14 protein-coding genes are annotated in these 15,911 nt (G+C 69.2%); 5 read left to right on the forward strand and 9 right to left on the reverse strand.

Features of this window, described 5'->3' with window-relative positions:
- Positions 1–131: 131 nt before the first annotated feature.
- The 9 genes from U5N23_RS21445 to U5N23_RS21485 form a co-directional block, all read right to left on the reverse strand.
- Positions 132–296: a hypothetical protein gene (locus U5N23_RS21445; RefSeq protein WP_322594765.1), complete on the reverse strand. Its 165-nt coding sequence runs from the start codon at positions 294–296 to the stop codon at positions 132–134.
- A gap of 27 nt (positions 297–323) precedes the next feature.
- Positions 324–1,637, reverse strand: coding sequence for a nitrate- and nitrite sensing domain-containing protein (locus tag U5N23_RS21450; RefSeq protein ID WP_322594766.1), 1,314 nt, complete (start codon positions 1,635–1,637; stop codon positions 324–326).
- Between the two features lie 61 nt (positions 1,638–1,698).
- A complete protein-coding gene (gene nirD, locus U5N23_RS21455) occupies positions 1,699–2,058 on the reverse strand; it encodes a nitrite reductase small subunit NirD (protein ID WP_322594767.1) in 360 nt (119 codons plus the stop codon).
- A gap of 182 nt (positions 2,059–2,240) precedes the next feature.
- Entirely contained in the window at positions 2,241–4,784 is a 2,544-nt protein-coding gene (gene nirB, locus U5N23_RS21460; protein ID WP_322594768.1) for a nitrite reductase large subunit NirB, read from the reverse strand.
- Positions 4,785–5,157: 373 nt separating this feature from the next.
- A complete protein-coding gene (locus U5N23_RS21465; RefSeq protein ID WP_322594769.1) occupies positions 5,158–6,363 on the reverse strand; it encodes an ABC transporter permease in 1,206 nt (401 codons plus the stop codon).
- The gene (locus U5N23_RS21470; protein WP_322594770.1) at positions 6,363–7,115 is read right to left on the reverse strand and encodes an ABC transporter ATP-binding protein; all 753 of its coding nucleotides are present in this window, start codon (positions 7,113–7,115) and stop codon (positions 6,363–6,365) included. The genes U5N23_RS21465 and U5N23_RS21470 overlap by 1 nt, the downstream gene beginning before the upstream one ends.
- A gap of 41 nt (positions 7,116–7,156) precedes the next feature.
- The gene (locus tag U5N23_RS21475) at positions 7,157–8,563 is read right to left on the reverse strand and encodes an efflux RND transporter periplasmic adaptor subunit (RefSeq protein ID WP_322594771.1); all 1,407 of its coding nucleotides are present in this window, start codon (positions 8,561–8,563) and stop codon (positions 7,157–7,159) included.
- 104 nt (positions 8,564–8,667) lie between these two features.
- Entirely contained in the window at positions 8,668–10,101 is a 1,434-nt protein-coding gene (locus U5N23_RS21480; RefSeq protein ID WP_322594772.1) for an efflux transporter outer membrane subunit, read from the reverse strand.
- Positions 10,102–10,234: 133 nt separating this feature from the next.
- Positions 10,235–11,215: a helix-turn-helix domain-containing protein gene (locus tag U5N23_RS21485; RefSeq protein ID WP_322594773.1), complete on the reverse strand. Its 981-nt coding sequence runs from the start codon at positions 11,213–11,215 to the stop codon at positions 10,235–10,237.
- A 218-nt stretch (positions 11,216–11,433) separates the two neighbouring features.
- Here U5N23_RS21485 and U5N23_RS21490 point away from each other — a divergent pair, with 218 nt between their 5' ends.
- From U5N23_RS21490 to U5N23_RS21510, 5 genes are read left to right on the forward strand one after another with little or no spacing between them, the layout of a single operon-like run.
- Positions 11,434–12,627: an amino acid ABC transporter substrate-binding protein gene (locus tag U5N23_RS21490; protein ID WP_322594774.1), complete on the forward strand. Its 1,194-nt coding sequence runs from the start codon at positions 11,434–11,436 to the stop codon at positions 12,625–12,627.
- Positions 12,628–12,631: 4 nt separating this feature from the next.
- On the forward strand, positions 12,632–13,510 hold the full coding sequence (locus U5N23_RS21495) for a branched-chain amino acid ABC transporter permease (protein WP_322594775.1): 879 nt from the start codon (positions 12,632–12,634) through the stop codon (positions 13,508–13,510).
- Complete coding sequence (locus tag U5N23_RS21500; RefSeq protein WP_322594776.1) at positions 13,507–14,445, forward strand: branched-chain amino acid ABC transporter permease; 939 nt, start codon at positions 13,507–13,509, stop codon at positions 14,443–14,445. The genes U5N23_RS21495 and U5N23_RS21500 overlap by 4 nt, the downstream gene beginning before the upstream one ends.
- On the forward strand, positions 14,438–15,202 hold the full coding sequence (locus tag U5N23_RS21505; protein ID WP_322594777.1) for an ABC transporter ATP-binding protein: 765 nt from the start codon (positions 14,438–14,440) through the stop codon (positions 15,200–15,202). Before U5N23_RS21500 ends, U5N23_RS21505 begins: the two co-directional genes overlap by 8 nt.
- The gene (locus U5N23_RS21510) at positions 15,199–15,909 is read left to right on the forward strand and encodes an ABC transporter ATP-binding protein (protein WP_322594778.1); all 711 of its coding nucleotides are present in this window, start codon (positions 15,199–15,201) and stop codon (positions 15,907–15,909) included. Before U5N23_RS21505 ends, U5N23_RS21510 begins: the two co-directional genes overlap by 4 nt.
- Positions 15,910–15,911: the final 2 nt, after the last annotated feature.

Raw genomic sequence — 15,911 nt, forward strand, 5'->3', positions numbered from 1 at the left:
TACACGGCGCAGTGGAGCGCGGCCTGGCGGCCGCGCTTCACCCGTCCATGCCATGGGCCCTGCCCGTCAAAGGCCTTGCTGCATCAGGGCTTTGCCCCCGTTCTCTCACGCGCCGAACCGCAAGGGTTCCTTCAATTTCCGTACGCGCGCATTCCCAACAGCACCACCACCGCCAGCCCCAGCAGGCATGACACGGTCTGCCAGAACCGCACCGGATTGCGCTCCACCAGCAGTGGCGCACGCAGACGATGGAACTGCACGCCGGGCGATTGCAGGTCGTACAGGAACTCGGACACCGCCTCCTGGCGTCTGTGTGCCTCGGATCAAACAGGTTTATCGCCCTTGCGCTCGGGGTGGGCGAACGCCAGGTCCGGCAGGGACAGCGTGGCCTCGGCCACATCGAGCAGGCGGCGGTTCTGGTCCATCGAGGTCTTTTGCAGCACGCGGAAGGCCACTTCCTCGTTCATGCCCAGGCGGGCCATGAGCACGCCCTTGGCGCGCTCGATCACCTTGCGCTCGTTGAGCGTGCGGCGCGCCGCCTCGAGCTCGGCCTCCATGCTGGCCATGCGCGCCGACTGGGCCTGCAGCAGCTCCAGCAACGATGCCGATTCACCCGCATGCGCGCTGGCGGCCTGCTCGGGCACGGCCTCGGGTGCGATGGCGATGTCGAAGAAGCGGTCCACCGCGTGCGTGCGCTGCGGCGGGTTGTCGCGCAGGCCGCGCAGCAGGCCCCTGGAGTCCTGCAGGTCCTGCTGGGCTTCGAGGATGCGGGCCGCGCAGTCCTCGCGCAGGCGCTGCACCAGCTCGACCTGCAGCAGCCACAGCGCGTTGATGCGCTCGGTGGACACGTCGAACCAGGCGTCGCTCAGGTTGCTGTCCAGCGCGGCGCCGGGGCGGGCCACGCACAGCGTGCGCCGCAGGCGCTCCAGCTGGGCCATGCCCGGGGCCAGTTGCTGCTGCTCCCAGCGCGTGCGCAGGGCCGGGTCGGCAAATTCGGAAAACACGCGCAGGCTGCGCTCCTGCGCATCGATCAGGTGCAGCACGCGCTGCTGGTGCGCATCGCTGCCCAGGCCTGAAGCAAAGAGCAACGCACCCATGGCACGCTCCTGCCCCGCCTCTTCCTGCGCCTGCACCAGGTGCAGCAGGGCCACGAGCTGGCGCGAGACGCTGGGCAGAGCGGCCGCATCGGCCACGTGGAAGACCAATTCGATCAGCCCCGCGATCAGGTGGCTGAACGCGGCAATCGAGTCGTGCGCCGCCATCGCCTGCTTGTCGATCTGGCTGCGCAGCGCGGGCAGCGAATCGAGCCCCAGCAGTGCCCAGGCCATCAGCGACAAGGCCTTGGCCGTCGCGCCCTGCGCGGGCTCGACATGCTGGGCAAACTCCGCGCGCAGCTTGGCCTCCAGCAACACCACCTCCTGCACGATGCGACCGCGCAGGTCGGCAAAGCGCTGAGCCTTGGACGCCAGGTACACGCCCGATGCACCGCGCTCGCGCTGCAGGCCCTCGATCAGCTGGCCGACCACATCCACCAGCGCGGCCCGGCTGGCCAGGTGGTGCACCGCATCGATCTCGAGTTGGCGCGAGCGCAGCACGAGGCTGGAAACGGACAGGGGCGCGGCGGCCAGGTCGGGCATGCGGTGACTCCGGGATTCAGGATACGCAGATGCTAACCCCGCCAGACGCCTCCCAAAGCGTTCAAGCGACTGCCACGCTGATGCGCCCGCCCTCGGCGCGCACGCCGTGCGCCTGCACCGAATGCTCGGGCGCCTCCAGGCATTCGCCGGTGCGCAGGTCGAAATGGTTCTTGTACAGCGGCGAGGCAACCACGACGCGCTCGCCCAGGTTGCCGATCAGCCCGCGCGACAGCACGCTGGCACCCGACTTCGGGTCCACGTTGTCGATGGCGAAGAACTGGTCGCTGCCGGTGCGGAACACGGCCACGTGGCGATCGGCCACCAGCGCGCAGATGCCGGTGCTGGGCAGGATGTCGTCGACCGCGCAGATGTCGGTCCAGGCAAGGGAGTCGGTGCTGCTGTTCATGGGAAGTGCGCTCATGGGAGTTCTCCGTTATTGATTCATTGCGCTACAAGTTGCCCGCAGCGCGAGCAACTGGCGCAGCCGACATCAGTGCCCCCGCGCAAGGGCCGCCCCGCCGCGCTGGGGGCGTCCCCCTCCCGAATCGCGTAGCGAGTCGAGAGAGGGGTGAAGGCGCGAAGCGACTCAGGGGGTGCTTCATGTCAAGCTGCCTGGCGGATGGGGATGACCTTGGCAGGGCCGGTTCCACGCTCCTCAGCGCGCGCCGGGCGGATCTGGCCACGCTCCTCGACGAAGAGCACGTTCTCGTCGGCCTTGTCGCTGTTGACGAACGAGCGGAAGCGCTTGCGCGTCTCGGGGTCGGTCACGGCGGTCTTCCACTCGCACTGGTAGGTGCTCACCACGTGCTGCATCTGGGTTTCGAGCTCGGCGCACAGGCCCAGGCTGTCCTTTTGCAAAACATCCTTGAGGTAGTCGAGGCCGCCCTCCAGGTTCTCGCGCCAGGTGCTGGTGCGCTGCAGCCGGTCGGCCGTGCGCACATAGAACATCAGCACCCGGTCGATCATGCGCACCAGTTCTTCTTTCGACAGGTCGGACGCGAACAGCTCGGCATGGCGTGGCTTCATGCCGCCGTTGCCGCAGATGTAGAGGTTCCAGCCCTTGTCGGTGGCGATGATGCCGATGTCCTTGCCCTGCGCCTCGGCGCATTCGCGCGTGCAGCCCGAGACGCCGAACTTGATCTTGTGCGGGGCGCGCAGGCCCTTGTAGCGGTTCTCCAGCTCCACGGCCAGGCCCACGCTGTCGCCCACGCCATAGCGGCACCAGGTCGAGCCCACGCAGCTCTTGACCGTGCGCAGCGACTTGCCATAGGCGTGGCCGGACTCGAAACCGGCGGTGATCAGTTCCTCCCAGATCAGGGGCAGTTGCTCCAGGCGCGCACCGAACATGTCGACCCGCGCACCGCCGGTGACCTTGGTGTACAGGCCGTACTTCTTGGCCACCTGGCCCACGGCGATCAGGCCGTCGGGCGTGACCTCGCCGCCGGGCATGCGCGGCACCACCGAGTAGGTGCCGTCCTTCTGGATGTTGCCCAGGTAGTAGTCGTTGCTGTCCTGCAGGCCGGCGAGCTCTTTCTTGAGCACGAACTCGTTCCAGCACGAGGCGAACACGCTGGCCGCCACGGGTTTGCAGATGTCGCAGCCCATGCCCTTGCCGTGCTGGGCGAGCAGGTCGCCGAAGCTCTTGATGTTGCCCACGCGCACCAGGTGGTAGATCTCCTGGCGCGAGTACGCGAAGTGCTCGCAGATGTGGTTGTTCACCGCCATGCCGCGGCGCGCCATCTCGGCCTTCATGACCTGGGTGACCAGGGGCACGCAGCCGCCGCAGGTGGCGCCGGCCTTGGTGCAGGCCTTCATCTCGGCGATGGTGCAGGCGCCATTGCCCACGGCTTCGCAGATGCCGCCCTTGGTGACGTTGTTGCACGAGCAGATCTGCGCCGTGTCGGGCAGCGCGTCCACGCCCAGGCCGGGTTTGGCCTTGCCGTCGCTGGACGGGAAGATCAGGAACTCGGGGTCCTCGGGCAGCGCGATGCCGTTGAGCGCCATCTGCAGCAGGGTGCCGTATTCGGTGGCGTCGCCGATCAGCACGGCGCCCAGCAGTTGCTTGCCGTCCTCGCTGATGACGATCTTCTTGTAGACCTGGCGGCGCTCGTCCACGTACTGGCAGGTGCGGCTGTGCGGCGTTTTCGCGTGCGCGTCGCCGATGCTGGCCACGTCCACGCCCATGAGCTTGAGCTTGGTGCTCATGTCCGCGCCCACGAAGGCGGCGTCGGCGTCGCCTGCGATATGGCGGGCCGCCACACGCGCCATGTCGTAACCGGGCGCCACCAGGCCGAAGGTCTGCTCGTTCCACGACGCGCATTCGCCGATGGCGTAGACGTCGTGGTCGCTGGTACGGCAGGCACTGTCGATGGCCACGCCGCCGCGCGGACCGACGGCCAGCAGGCTCTGGCGCGCCAGGTCGTCGCGCGGGCGGATGCCGGCGGAGAAGACGATCATGTCGGTCTCCAGCCAGGTTCCGTCGGCGAACACCATGCGGTGGCGCGCGCGGGCGCCATCGGTGATCTCCTGGGTGTTGCGGCCAGTGTGCACCTGCACGCCCAGCTCCTCGATCTTGGCGCGCAGCACGCGGCCGCCGCCTTCGTCGACCTGCACGGCCATGAGCCGCGGGGCGAACTCGACCACATGGGTCTCCAGGCCCATGTCGCGCAGCGCCTTGGCGCATTCCAGGCCCAGCAGGCCACCGCCCACGACCACGCCGGTCTTGGATTTGGCACCCGAGGCCTGCATGGCCTCCAGGTCCTCGATGGTGCGGTAGACGAAGCAGTGCTCGCGGTCGCGCCCCGGCACCTGGGGCACGAAGGGGTTGGAGCCGGTGGCCAGCACCAGCTTGTCGTAGGGCAGCACCTCGCCCTCGGCCGTGGTCACGGTGCGGGTGCGGCGGTCCACCGAGGCGGCCCGAGCGGCCAGGCGCAGCGTGAAGCCGGTGCGCTCGAAGAAGCCGGGCTCGACCAGCGAGAGCTCATCGGCCGACGTGCCGCTGAAGAAGGCGGAGAGGTGCACCCGGTCGTAGGCAGGGCGTGGCTCCTCGCAGAGCACGGTGACTTCGACGCCGGTCATGCCGGTCTCGGCCAGGCTTTCGAGGAACTTGTGGCCGACCATGCCGTGGCCAATGAGAACGATTTTCATGCTTGCTCATCCTGCAAGGACCCGGGGAACATATCGAGGGGTGCAGGATGTGCCATGCCTTGCGGCACAACGCACCCTCCGCGGAACCACGGGCGTGGGTTGGAACTACCAAGCAGCCAGCTACGGAAGCCGCGGCTCGCTCGGGTGTTCCGCCATCATTAGCGGAGGGGTTGTTATCAGTGCGCGGGCAGCTTTACCGGCGTACGGCCTGTTCTCAGCAATAAGCGTGCCGACTCTTTTGCGTGCGGACCCTGCCCCAGCCCAAGGGGCACCGCCGCCAGGCGCCTCGCTGCGGTGCAGCATGTCACCAACTTGGGGCGAGGATGGGGCAAGCCTTCGCCCTGCCCCGGTGCCTGGGCACCGGGGAGGCACATCACTCGTGGCGCAGGGCGTCGATGGGGTCCATGCGCGCTGCCCGGCGCGCAGGGAAGTAGCCGAACACCACGCCGATGCCGGCCGAGAACACGAAGGACAGCAGGTTCACCCCCGGGTTGAACAGGTAGGGCACGCCCATCAGCACCGACAGCCCCAGCGAGGCCGCCGTGGCCAGCACGATGCCGATGAGCCCGCCCAGCGCGGCCAGCACCACGGCCTCGATCAGGAACTGCAGCAGCACCTCGCGCTCGAGCGCGCCGATGGCCAGGCGCAGCCCGATCTCGCGCGTGCGCTCGGTCACGCTCACCAGCATGATGTTCATGATGCCGATGCCGCCCACCAGCAGGCTCACGGCCGCCACCGCACCGAGCAGCGTGGTCAGTACCTTGGTGGTGCCCGAGAGCGTCTCGCCCAGCTGCTTGGTGTCGAGCACGTTGAAATTGTCCTCGTCCGAGTCCGAGAGCTTGCGCAGCTCGCGCAGCAGTTGGGTCAGGCTGGCCTTCACGCGCTCGGGTTCGCTGCCGTCCTTCATCGACACCAAGAGGGTGTTGACCCGGGTATTGCCGGTCACACGGCGCTGCAGCGTGCGCAGGGGCACCAGCACGGTATCGTCCTGGTCGTTGCCGAAGGCGCCCTGCCCCTTGGAGGCCAGCACCCCGACCACCTCGCACGAGAACGCCTTCACGCGCAGTTGCTCGCCCACCGCGTCGCGCGTGCCGTACAGCTCGCGGCGCACGGTCTCACCGATCACGCAGACCGCGGCGCCCGCGCGCAGCTCGTCGTCGGTGAACTCGCGGCCGATGCGCAAGGTCCAGTTGCCGGTCTGCAGCCAGGCATTGGTGCTGCCGATGATGCTGGTGGCCCAGTTGCGCCCGCCCGCCACCACGGTGGCTGCCGCGCGCGACTCGGGCGCCACGGCCAGAACGCCGCCGATCTGCTGCGCGATGGCATCGGCATCGGTGTCCTTGAAGGCGGCCCCGCCCGCGCCGCCGCCCGGCCCCATGCGCTGGCCGGGGCGCACCTGCAGCAGGTTGGTGCCCAGGCCCGAGATCTGGTTCTGGATGGCCAGCGTGGCTCCGTTGCCCAGCGTGACCATGGTGATCACCGCGCTCACGCCGATCACGATGCCCAGGATGGTCAGGAACGAGCGCATGAGGTTGCGCCGTATGGAGCGCAGCGCCAGGAGAATGGTGCTCAGGAACATCAGCGCACCTCCACCAGCGGCAGCGCCGCGCCGGGCGCGGCCTGCTCACGCAGCAGGCCGCGCGGGTGCGGGTTGGGGACATCGCTGTCCACCACGCCATCGACGAAGCGCACGATGCGCCGCGCGTACTCGGCCATGTCGCTCTCGTGCGTGACCATCAGCACGGTGATGCCCTGGTCCGCGTTCAGGCGCCACAGCAGCTCCATGATCTCGTGGCTGCGCTGCGTATCCAGGTTGCCGGTGGGCTCGTCGGCGAGCAGCACGGCCGGCTCGGTGACGATGGCGCGGGCGATCGCCACGCGCTGCTGCTGCCCGCCCGACAGCTCGGCCGGCGTGTGGTGTTCCCAGCCCTTGAGGCCCACTGCGGCCAGCGCCCGGGCCGCCGCCACGCGGCGCGACGCCGCGGGCTCGCCCCGGTACAGCAGGGGCAGCTCCACGTTCTCCTGCGCCGAGGTGCGCGCCAGCAGGTTGAAGCCCTGGAACACGAAGCCGAAATAGCGTCGGCGCAGCCGCGCGCGCTCGTCGCGCTGAAGCGCCTCCACATGCACGCCCTTGAACAGGTAGTCGCCCGTGGTGGGCCGGTCCAGGCAACCGAGGGTGTTCATGGCCGTGGACTTGCCCGAGCCGCTGGGCCCCATGATGGCCACGAAATCGCCCTGGGCGATGTCCAGGTCCACGCCCTTGAGCGCCTGAAAGGCCAGCGCGCCCTCACCATACACCTTGGTGACGCCACGCAGGCGTATCAGCGGCATGCCGCCTGTACCGCCTGCGCTGCCAGTGCTGCCTGCGGCCGTCATCGCGCCGCCCCGTTGCTGCGCTGGTCGGTGATCACGGCCATGCCGGGCGCGATGCCCTCGCCGGTCACCTCGGTCATGCGGCCGTCGCTGATGCCCACGCGCACCTGCAGCGGCTGGGCCGTGCCGTCCTTGAGCACCCACACCTGGCGCATCTTCGCTGCCGCGTCCTCACCGGACGGCCCGCCCGCGCCCGCGCCCGCTCGGCGATTGCCCCCCTGGCGGGGCATGCGCGGCATGAGCTGCCCCAGGATGCCCCCCCCCTGTGCCGACGCGGGCTTGGCCCCCGCCGCTGGGGGAGCGCCTGCGGCGGCGCCCGCCGCCGGGGCCGCCTGCGCCGGCGTGAAGCGCAGCGCCGTGTTGGGCACCAGCAGCACATCGTTGCGTTCGGTGGAGGTGATGGTGGCCGCCGCCGTCATGCCGGGGCGCAGGCTCATGTCGGTGTTGTTCACCTCCAGCCAGGTGATGTAGGTGACCACGTTGTCCGTCTTGGTGGAGCCGAAGGACACGCGCGTGACCGTGGCCGGGTAGCGCCGCGAGGGGTAGGCGCTGACGGTGAAGCTGGCCTTCTGCCCGACCTGCAGCGAGCCCACGTCGGCCTCGTCCACGCTCACGTCCAGGCGCAGCCGGGTAAGGTCCTCAGCCACGGTGAACAAGGTCACGGCCTGCAGCGACGCGGCCACGGCGTTGCCGGGCTCCACCGTGCGGGTGAGCACCACGCCGTCGATGGGCGAGCGAATGGAGGCCTTGGACAGGCTGGTCTCATCGGTGGACAGGGCTGCACGGGCATCGTCCACCGTGGCGCGGGCGCTGGCCTCGTCGGCGCGCGCGCGCTCCAGCGTGGCACGGCCCGTGTCCAGTTCGGCGGCCGAAGGCACCTTGCCGCCCGACAGGCGCGCCACTTCTTCGAGGCGGCCCAGGCTTGCCAGCGCCTCCTTGGTGGTGGCCGCGGCCTGTGCCTGCCGCGCCTGCGCGGAGGCCAGCGAGGCGCGCGAGCGCAGCACCTGCGCATCGAGCTTGGCGGTATCGAGCTCCACCAGCACCTGGCCCTTTTTGACCTTGTCGTTCACGTCCACCATCACCTGGCGCACCGTGCCCGACAGCTCGCTGCCGATGGTCACCAGCCGCGTGGGCTGCAGCGTGCCGTTGGCCGACACGGACAGCGTGAGGTTGCCCTTCCTGACCTCTTCCGCCACATAGACCGGTGCTTCGCTGGCCCGCTTTTGCACCTGCCAGGCGTAGATGCCGGCCCCCGCCAGCGCCAGCGCCGCGACGCCCAGCCACAGCGAGGTGCGCCGGTACCAGCGGCGCGGTGCATCCCCGCCCAGCAGGGCCTGCAGGTCGGCCGGGGCACTGGCCCCGGTGGTGGCAGCACGGGGCTGCGATTCCTTGGTGTTGTCGGTCATGGCAATCGGCTCGGGTGAAGGCTGGAAAGAAGGGGCCGTCGGGTGTCCATGCGCCGTGTGCGCAGGACCCCCCATGGGGCTGCAGGAAATGAAACGGCGCAGGGCTAAGGCGCCTGCCAGCCGCCGCCCAGCGCCTTGTACAGTCGCACATGGTCGGCAGACAGGTTGGCCACCGTGGTGGCCACGCCCTCCTGCGTGGACAGCAGCGTGCGCTGGGTCTCCAGCACCGACTGGAAGTCGATCAACCCGCTGCTGTAGCGCTGGCGCGCCAGCAACTCGGCGTTGCCGGCGGCGTCGGCGGCCAAGCGCAGGCGCACCAGGCGCTCGCGGTTGCCGCGAAGGGACACCAGTGCATCTTCGACGTCCTTGAGCGCCGTGAGCACGGCCGCCTGGTAGGCGATGCGCGCCTGCTCCAGGCTGGCCTCCTGCGCCCGCACCTGGGCGCGCGCGGCGCCGCCATCGAGCAGCGGTACCGAGATGCTGCCCAGCAGCGAGGCGGCCACGGCACTGCCGCCGCTCAAGGCCCCCAGCGTGAGGGCGCGCAGGCCCAGCGAGCCGCTGATGCCGAAGTCCGGGTAGCGCGCCGCATCGGCCTGCGAGACGCGGGCCAGCGCGGCGGTGATGCGCTGCTCGGCGGCGCGCACGTCGGGCCGCTGGCGCAGGGTTTCGGCAGGGATCGCCATGGCCAGTTCATCGCCGGGCTGGGGCACGGCCACGCTGGCGGCCAGTTGCGCATCGAGCGCGGCCGGCGCCTGGCCCGTCAGCACGGCCAGGCTGTGGCGCGACTGGGCCAGGCTGGCTTCGAGCGCGGGGATCTGCGCGGCGGTCTGCTCCGACGCCGCACGCGCCTGCTCGGCCACGAGCGAGGTGGTCAGCCCCGCCTGCAGGCGCCACTGCGTGATCTGCAAGGTCTCGCTCTGGCTGGCCAGGTTGCTGCGCGCGATCACCAGCCGCTGCTGCAGGCCGCGCAGCTCGATGTAGTTCACCGCCACCTCGGCCGCCAGCGACACCTGCACGTCGGCCAGGCTGGCCTCGGCTGCGCGGGCATCGGCCTCGCTGGCGTTGACCCCGGCGCGCACGCGGCCGAACACATCGGGCTCCCAGCTCGCATCGAAGCCCACCTGGAAGTTGTTGCCGGTGCCGCTGTTGCCCGAGCGGCTGCGCTGCGCGGAGGCCGAGGCGCCCACCTGGGGCGACAGGCCTGCGGCCTGCACGTCCACCTGGGCGCGCGCCTGCCGCAGCGCAGCCTGGGCCGTGCGCACGCTGGTGTTGGCCATGAGGGCCTGCTCGACCAGCGCGGTCAGTTGCGGGTCACCCAGGCGCTGCCACCACTGCGCGAGCGAAGTGGCCGTGTTGCCAGGGGCCGCCGTTGTGCCGGCGGCCCATGCCGTGGGCACGGGCGTGTCGGGCAGGCGGGTGTCCTGCGGGGCCATGCTGGCGCAGCCGAAGAGGGCAGCCGACACGGCCAGCAGCGGCCAGCGGGATGCATGGCGGCGGGCTTGCTGACGACCGGGGGTACGCGGTGAGAAAAGACGCATGGAAAGTATTCGCTTCGGGTTGTTCGGCCCATTGTGCAGACCCCACCCTTCGCAAAAATAGCCAACGCGTCAACCCCATGTAAAGAATTGCTGCAGTGCAAGATGCCCCTGCACCATGCAGGGAAGGCTCACCTCAATGCGATTGCAGTTCAGGCGCAGGCAGCGATGCCCGCCCGCGGTACTCGCTCGGGCTGTAGCCCGTGTGGGCCTTGAACACGCGGCTGAAGTGGCCGCTGTTGCGAAAGCCCCAGGAGATGGCGATGTCCGTCACCGAGCGGTGGGCGTGCGCCGGGTGGCGCAGCTCGCGCAGGCAGGCTTCCAGGCGGCGCTGCTGGATGGTGGCGGCCAGGGTGTCGCCATCGTCTGCCATGGCGTTGTACAGGTGGCGCCGGCTGCAGTTGAGCGCCTGCGCGATGCGGTCAATGGTGAGTTCGGGGTCCGCCAGGTGGCGGTCGATGTACTGGCCGATGCGGTCGCGCAGGGCCTCGCGCTGCGACACGGCGCTGTGCTGGCCGTTGCGTTCGAGCAGCGACAGCTGCACCAGGTGCGTGATCACATCGGCCACGCCGTCGGCAGCCGCATCGGACATGCGGGGCAGCTCGGTGAAGGCGGCGCGCATGGTGTCCCAGGCCAGGCGGGAGACACCGCTGGTGCCCGAAAAGCGCTGCACCATGAGGTCGTCGAGCTTGAGCTTGCGCTCGGGCAGTTGCTCCTTGGGGATCATCAGCACCATCTGGCGCACGGCCTCGTGGTTGCTCACGGCGTAGGCGCGGGTGGTGTCGTACACGCTCCACTCACCGGGCGACAGCCACACCTGGCGGCCGTTCTGCTCGAAGCAGGCGCGCCCTTCGAGCTGCGCCACCACCTTGATGTAGGCCCGGTCGCTGCCGCGGATCAGGCTGGGGGTGCGCACCACGCGGTGGCGGCTCACGTCGAGCTGGCACAGGTTGACATAGCCGGCCTGGCCCGAGGTGATGTGGCCGGCAAAGGCCTCGTCGCCGAAGGCATCCGACTCCAGCCCACCAATGAGCCGCCACACTGCGTCGCCCCACAGGTGCAGGCGGTCGCGCGGTGCCACGGTATCGGTGGATACCTCGGTCAGGGGGTGGGCCATGGTGTCTCCAGTGCAACGGCTGGCGCCGCCGGTATGCCCCGGATTATCCGGCGGCGGCCTATTCCCCGGCGCAGCGCGGAAATCCGGGTAAACCCGCTGCGCCGTGCACGCTGGGACCAGCGTTTTGTGCACGCTCAGCGCAGCGCCCCGAAGCCCTCCTGCCTACGATCGGTCAACGGCCCGCACCACGCGTGCCGCCTATCCCAGGAGACACAAAAATGGTTCAACAATCCAAACGCCAATGGATCAAGGGCGTGGCCGCCACTGTGGGCGCCATGTCGGTCGCCCCGCACCTGCTGGCCCAGTCCGGCCCCGTGCGCGTGGGCTACGCCATCGCCCGCACAGGCCCCTGGGCAGCGGGCGCCCAGGTCAGCCAGGAGCCCAACTACCTGCTCTGGGCCGAGCAGGTGAACGCGGCAGGCGGCCTGAGCATCAAGGGCGCCAAGCGCCCCATCGAGCTCATCGGCTACGACGACCGCAGCGAGACCGAAACCTGCGTGCGCACCTTCGAGAAGCTCATGGGCAGCGACAAGGTGGACCTGATCCTGCCGCCCTGGGGCTCGGGCGCCAACTTCGCCATCGCACCGCTGGCCAACCGCTTTGGCTACCCGCTGCTGGCGCCCACGGCGCTGTCGCGCAAGCTGATCGACATGAACCTGCCCTACTTCTTCTCGCTGCTGCAACAGCCCGACAAGATGATGGGTGCGCTGGTGGACATGCTGGTGGCCAACGGCGTCAAATCGATCGCCATCGTCTACATGGACGATCTGTTCGGCCTGGAGAATTTCGCGGCGCTGAACAGCGCGCTCAAGAAGACCAGCATCCAGGTGGTGGAGCGCAAGAGCTACCCCCTGGGCGTGAAGGACCTGGCGCCCGTGCTGCGCGGCATCAAGGACCTGAACCCCGATGCCTTCATCGGCATCACCTACCCGCCCGACACCATCCTGGCCAGCCGCCAGGCGCGCGAGGTGGGGCTGAACCCCAAGTTCTTCTATGCCTCCGTCGGCACGGCCTTCCAGCTGTACAAGAACGTGATGCAGGCCAACACCGAGGGCGTGATCGGCATGGGCTCTTGGAGCGTGAAGACCAGCCCCGAGGCCAAGGCCTACTTCGACGCCCATGTGAAGAAGTTCAACAAGGAGCCCGACCGCTGGGCCAGCGGCCACGCCTGGGCGGGCCTGCAGATCCTGCAGCAGGCCGTGGAGAAGGCGGGCCTGGACCGCAAGGCGCTGCGCGAGCACATCGCCAAGAACGAATTCAAGACCATTCTGGGTGGCATCCGCTTTGCGGGCAGCGAGAACGCCTCCATCCCCGGCACCGTGAGCCAGTGGCAGGGCAGCGATTTCGAGGTGGTGTGGCCCAAGGACCGTGCCACCGCGCAATTGAACACAGCAAAACCAGCCTGGAAATAACAAAGTGTCTCTGACTTCCTGGGCCGAACTGGTCGCCAGTGGCCTGATTACCGGCGGCATCTATGCGCTGGTGGCCATGGGCCTGAACCTGCAATACGGGCTGATGCGCATCATGAACATCTCGCATGGCGAGTTCCTGATGCTCGGCGCCTTTCTGACCTGGTGGGCGCACACCGCATGGGGCTGGTCGCCCCTGCTACTGATGCCGCTGGCCTTCATCGCGCTGTTCGTGCTGGGTGTGGCGGTGCATGCGCTGTGCTTCAAGCGCCTGGCGGCGCGCGCGCCGAACGTCGACGTGTTCGAGGCACGCAGCCTGATGGTGGGCTTTGGCCTGATGTTCCTGGTGCAGAACACCGCGCTCCTGATCTGGGGCGGTGACCTGCGCGGCTACGAATACCTGGCCGACCCGGTGCAGATCGCAGGCATGCGCTTCACCGAGAACAAGCTGGTGCTGTTCGGCGTGGCGCTGGCGCTGTCGGCCGCGCTGATCGCCTTGCTCAAGCTCACCTTGCTGGGCAAGGCCGTGCGGGCGCTCATGCAGTCGCCCACCGGGGCGCAGCTGGTGGGCATCAACACCCGGCGGCTGCACCCGATGATGTTCGGCATTGGCCTGGGCCTGTCGGGCGTGGCGGGGGCCCTGCTGTCGATGACCTACGAGATCTCGCCATCGATGGGCGAGCCCTACACCGTGACGGCGCTGATCGTGATCACGCTGGGCGGCTTCGGCAGCCTGGCGGGCAGCCTGGCCGGCGGCCTGCTGCTGGGTGTGGTCGAAGCCCTGGGCATGCATTTCAGCAGCCCGTCTCTCAAGATGCTGCTGAGCTATGCGGTGTTCATCGGTGTCCTCATCTGGCGCCCCAACGGGCTCTTTAGCAAAAAATGACCTTCCATTCCAACAAGCCCTGGCTCGCACTCGCAGTGGGCGTGGCCGTGGTCGGCACCCTGCCCTGGCTGGTGTCCGAGTTCATGGCCTCGGTGCTGCTCAGTTGCCTGATGTACATCGCGCTGGCCACCAGCTGGTCGCTGTTCTGCGGCGCCACGCGCTACCTGTCGCTGGCGACTTCGGCCTTCTTCGGCATCGGGGCCTATGCCAGCGCCACGCTGCTCAACGTGCTGCCCTGGCCGCTGGTGATACTGGCGGGCGCGCTGATCGCGGCGGTGGTGGCCATCGTGATGGGTGCGGCCGTGCTGCACCTGCGCGGCACCTACTTCGCGGTGCTCACCTTCGGCATGACGGAGCTGATCCGCCACGCCGTGACCTTTGTCGAAAAGCAGGTCTCGGGCACGGTGGGCCGCGTGCTCACGGTGGTGCCCAGCAACGAGACGGTGTACCTCACGGTGCTGCTGATCGCGGCGGCCGCCATTGCCACGTCGATTGCGGTAAAGCGCAGCCGCTTCGGCCTGGCGCTCTCGGGCATCGGCGCCGACGAGCAGCGCGCCCAGACGCTGGGGGTGGATACGCGGCTGGCCAAGATCGCGGGCTTCGGCATCACAGCCGCCTTTGCGGGCGCCGTGGGTGCGGCCATGGCCGTGCGCTGGACCTACATCGAGCCGGCGGCCGTGTTCAGCCCCTTCATCGGCTTCCAGACGGTGCTGATCGCGCTGATCGGCGGCGCGGCCAGCATCGGCGGCCCGGTGCTGGCGGCCATCGTCTTCAGCCTGCTGGCCGAGACACTGCGCCTGCAGCTGCCCTATGGCTACATGATGGTGCTGGGCCTGCTGCTCATCCTGTGCGTGATGTACCTGCCCAACGGGCTGGCCACGCTGTGGCAGCGCAAGCGGGCGGCCAAGCCTGCAGCGGAGGCCGGCCATGTCTGAGGCATTGTTGACCATCGACGCCGTGACCGTGCGCTTTGGCGGCCTGACCGCGGTGGACGGTGTGAGCGCCACGCTGCATGCGGGCGAGCTCATCGGCATCATCGGGCCCAACGGCGCGGGCAAGACCACCTTCTTCAACGCCATCTCGGGGGTGCAGCCCCCCACCTCGGGCACATTGCACTGCGGGGGCGACGACCTGACCGGCAAGGGCCCACACCACTATGCGGCGCACGGCATTGCGCGCACCTTCCAGACGCCGCGTGTGTTCCCGGACATGACGGTGCGCGACAACGTGCGCTTCGGAATGCAGTTCGCGGGGCGCCACCGCCAGGGCCCCGTGGGCCTGCGCAATGAGGACGAGATCCTGGCCATGCTGGGCCTGTCGGCCCTGGCCGATCGCCCTGCCGCCGACGTGACGCCCTCGCAGCAGCGCCTGCTGGAGATCGGCATGGCCCTGGGCACGCGCCCGCGCCTCTTGCTGCTCGACGAAGTGGCCGCCGGCCTGACCGAGGCCGAGGTCGACGCCATGGCCCAGCGCATCCGCCGCCTGCGCGACGACTGGGGGCTGACCGTGGTGTGGATCGAGCATGCGGTGACCACCCTGCTCAAGTACGTGGAGCGCGTGCTGGTGCTGCACCAGGGCCGCAAGATCGCCGACGGCACGCCGGCCGAGGTGGTGCGCGACCCGCAGGTGATCGAAGCCTATCTGGGAGATGAAATGGCCACACCGGCAACGCCTGAAGGAGCCACGGCATGAGCGGCGCACAGCTTTCGGTGCAGGGGCTGACCACAGGCTACGCAGGCTTTCAGGTGCTGCAGGACCTGTCGCTCCAGGCCCAGCCCGGCATCACCGTGATCGTGGGCCCCAACGGCGCGGGCAAGACCACGCTGCTCAAGGCGCTGGCCGGACTGCTGCCACGCCAGGGCACGGTGCTGCTCGACGGCCAGCCGGTGCCCGCGATGAATGCCACGGCCTGCGTGCAGCGCGGCCTGGCCCTGGTGGCCGAGGGCCGCCAGCTGTTTCCGCAGATGACGGTGACCGAGAACCTGGAACTCGGCGGCTGGCTCGTGCCCTCGCGCGTGCGCGCCGAGCGCCTTGCCCAGGCCTTCGAGGATTTTCCGCGCCTCAAGGAGCGTGCCCAGCAGTTGGCCGGCACCATGAGCGGCGGCGAGCAGCAGATGGTGGCCGTAGCCCGCGCCATGATGAGCGGCCCGCGCCTCTTGATGCTGGACGAGCCCTCGCTGGGCCTGGCACCGCGCATGGTGGATGAGCTGCTCGCCATCGTGCAGCGCATCGCGGCGCAGGGCGTCACCGTGCTCATGGTGGAGCAGAACGTGCGCAAGGCGCTGCAGGTGGCGCAGCGCGGCTATGTGCTGGAGCGCGGGCGCATCGTCGCCTCGGGCGATGCCGCCACGCTGCTGCAGTCCGACGCGGTGCGCCAAGCCTATCTCGGCGTGGCCTGAAT

It is taken from the genome of Acidovorax sp. (assembly GCF_034519795.1).
In the GTDB taxonomy this organism is placed as follows: Bacteria; Pseudomonadota; Gammaproteobacteria; order Burkholderiales; family Burkholderiaceae_C; genus Acidovorax.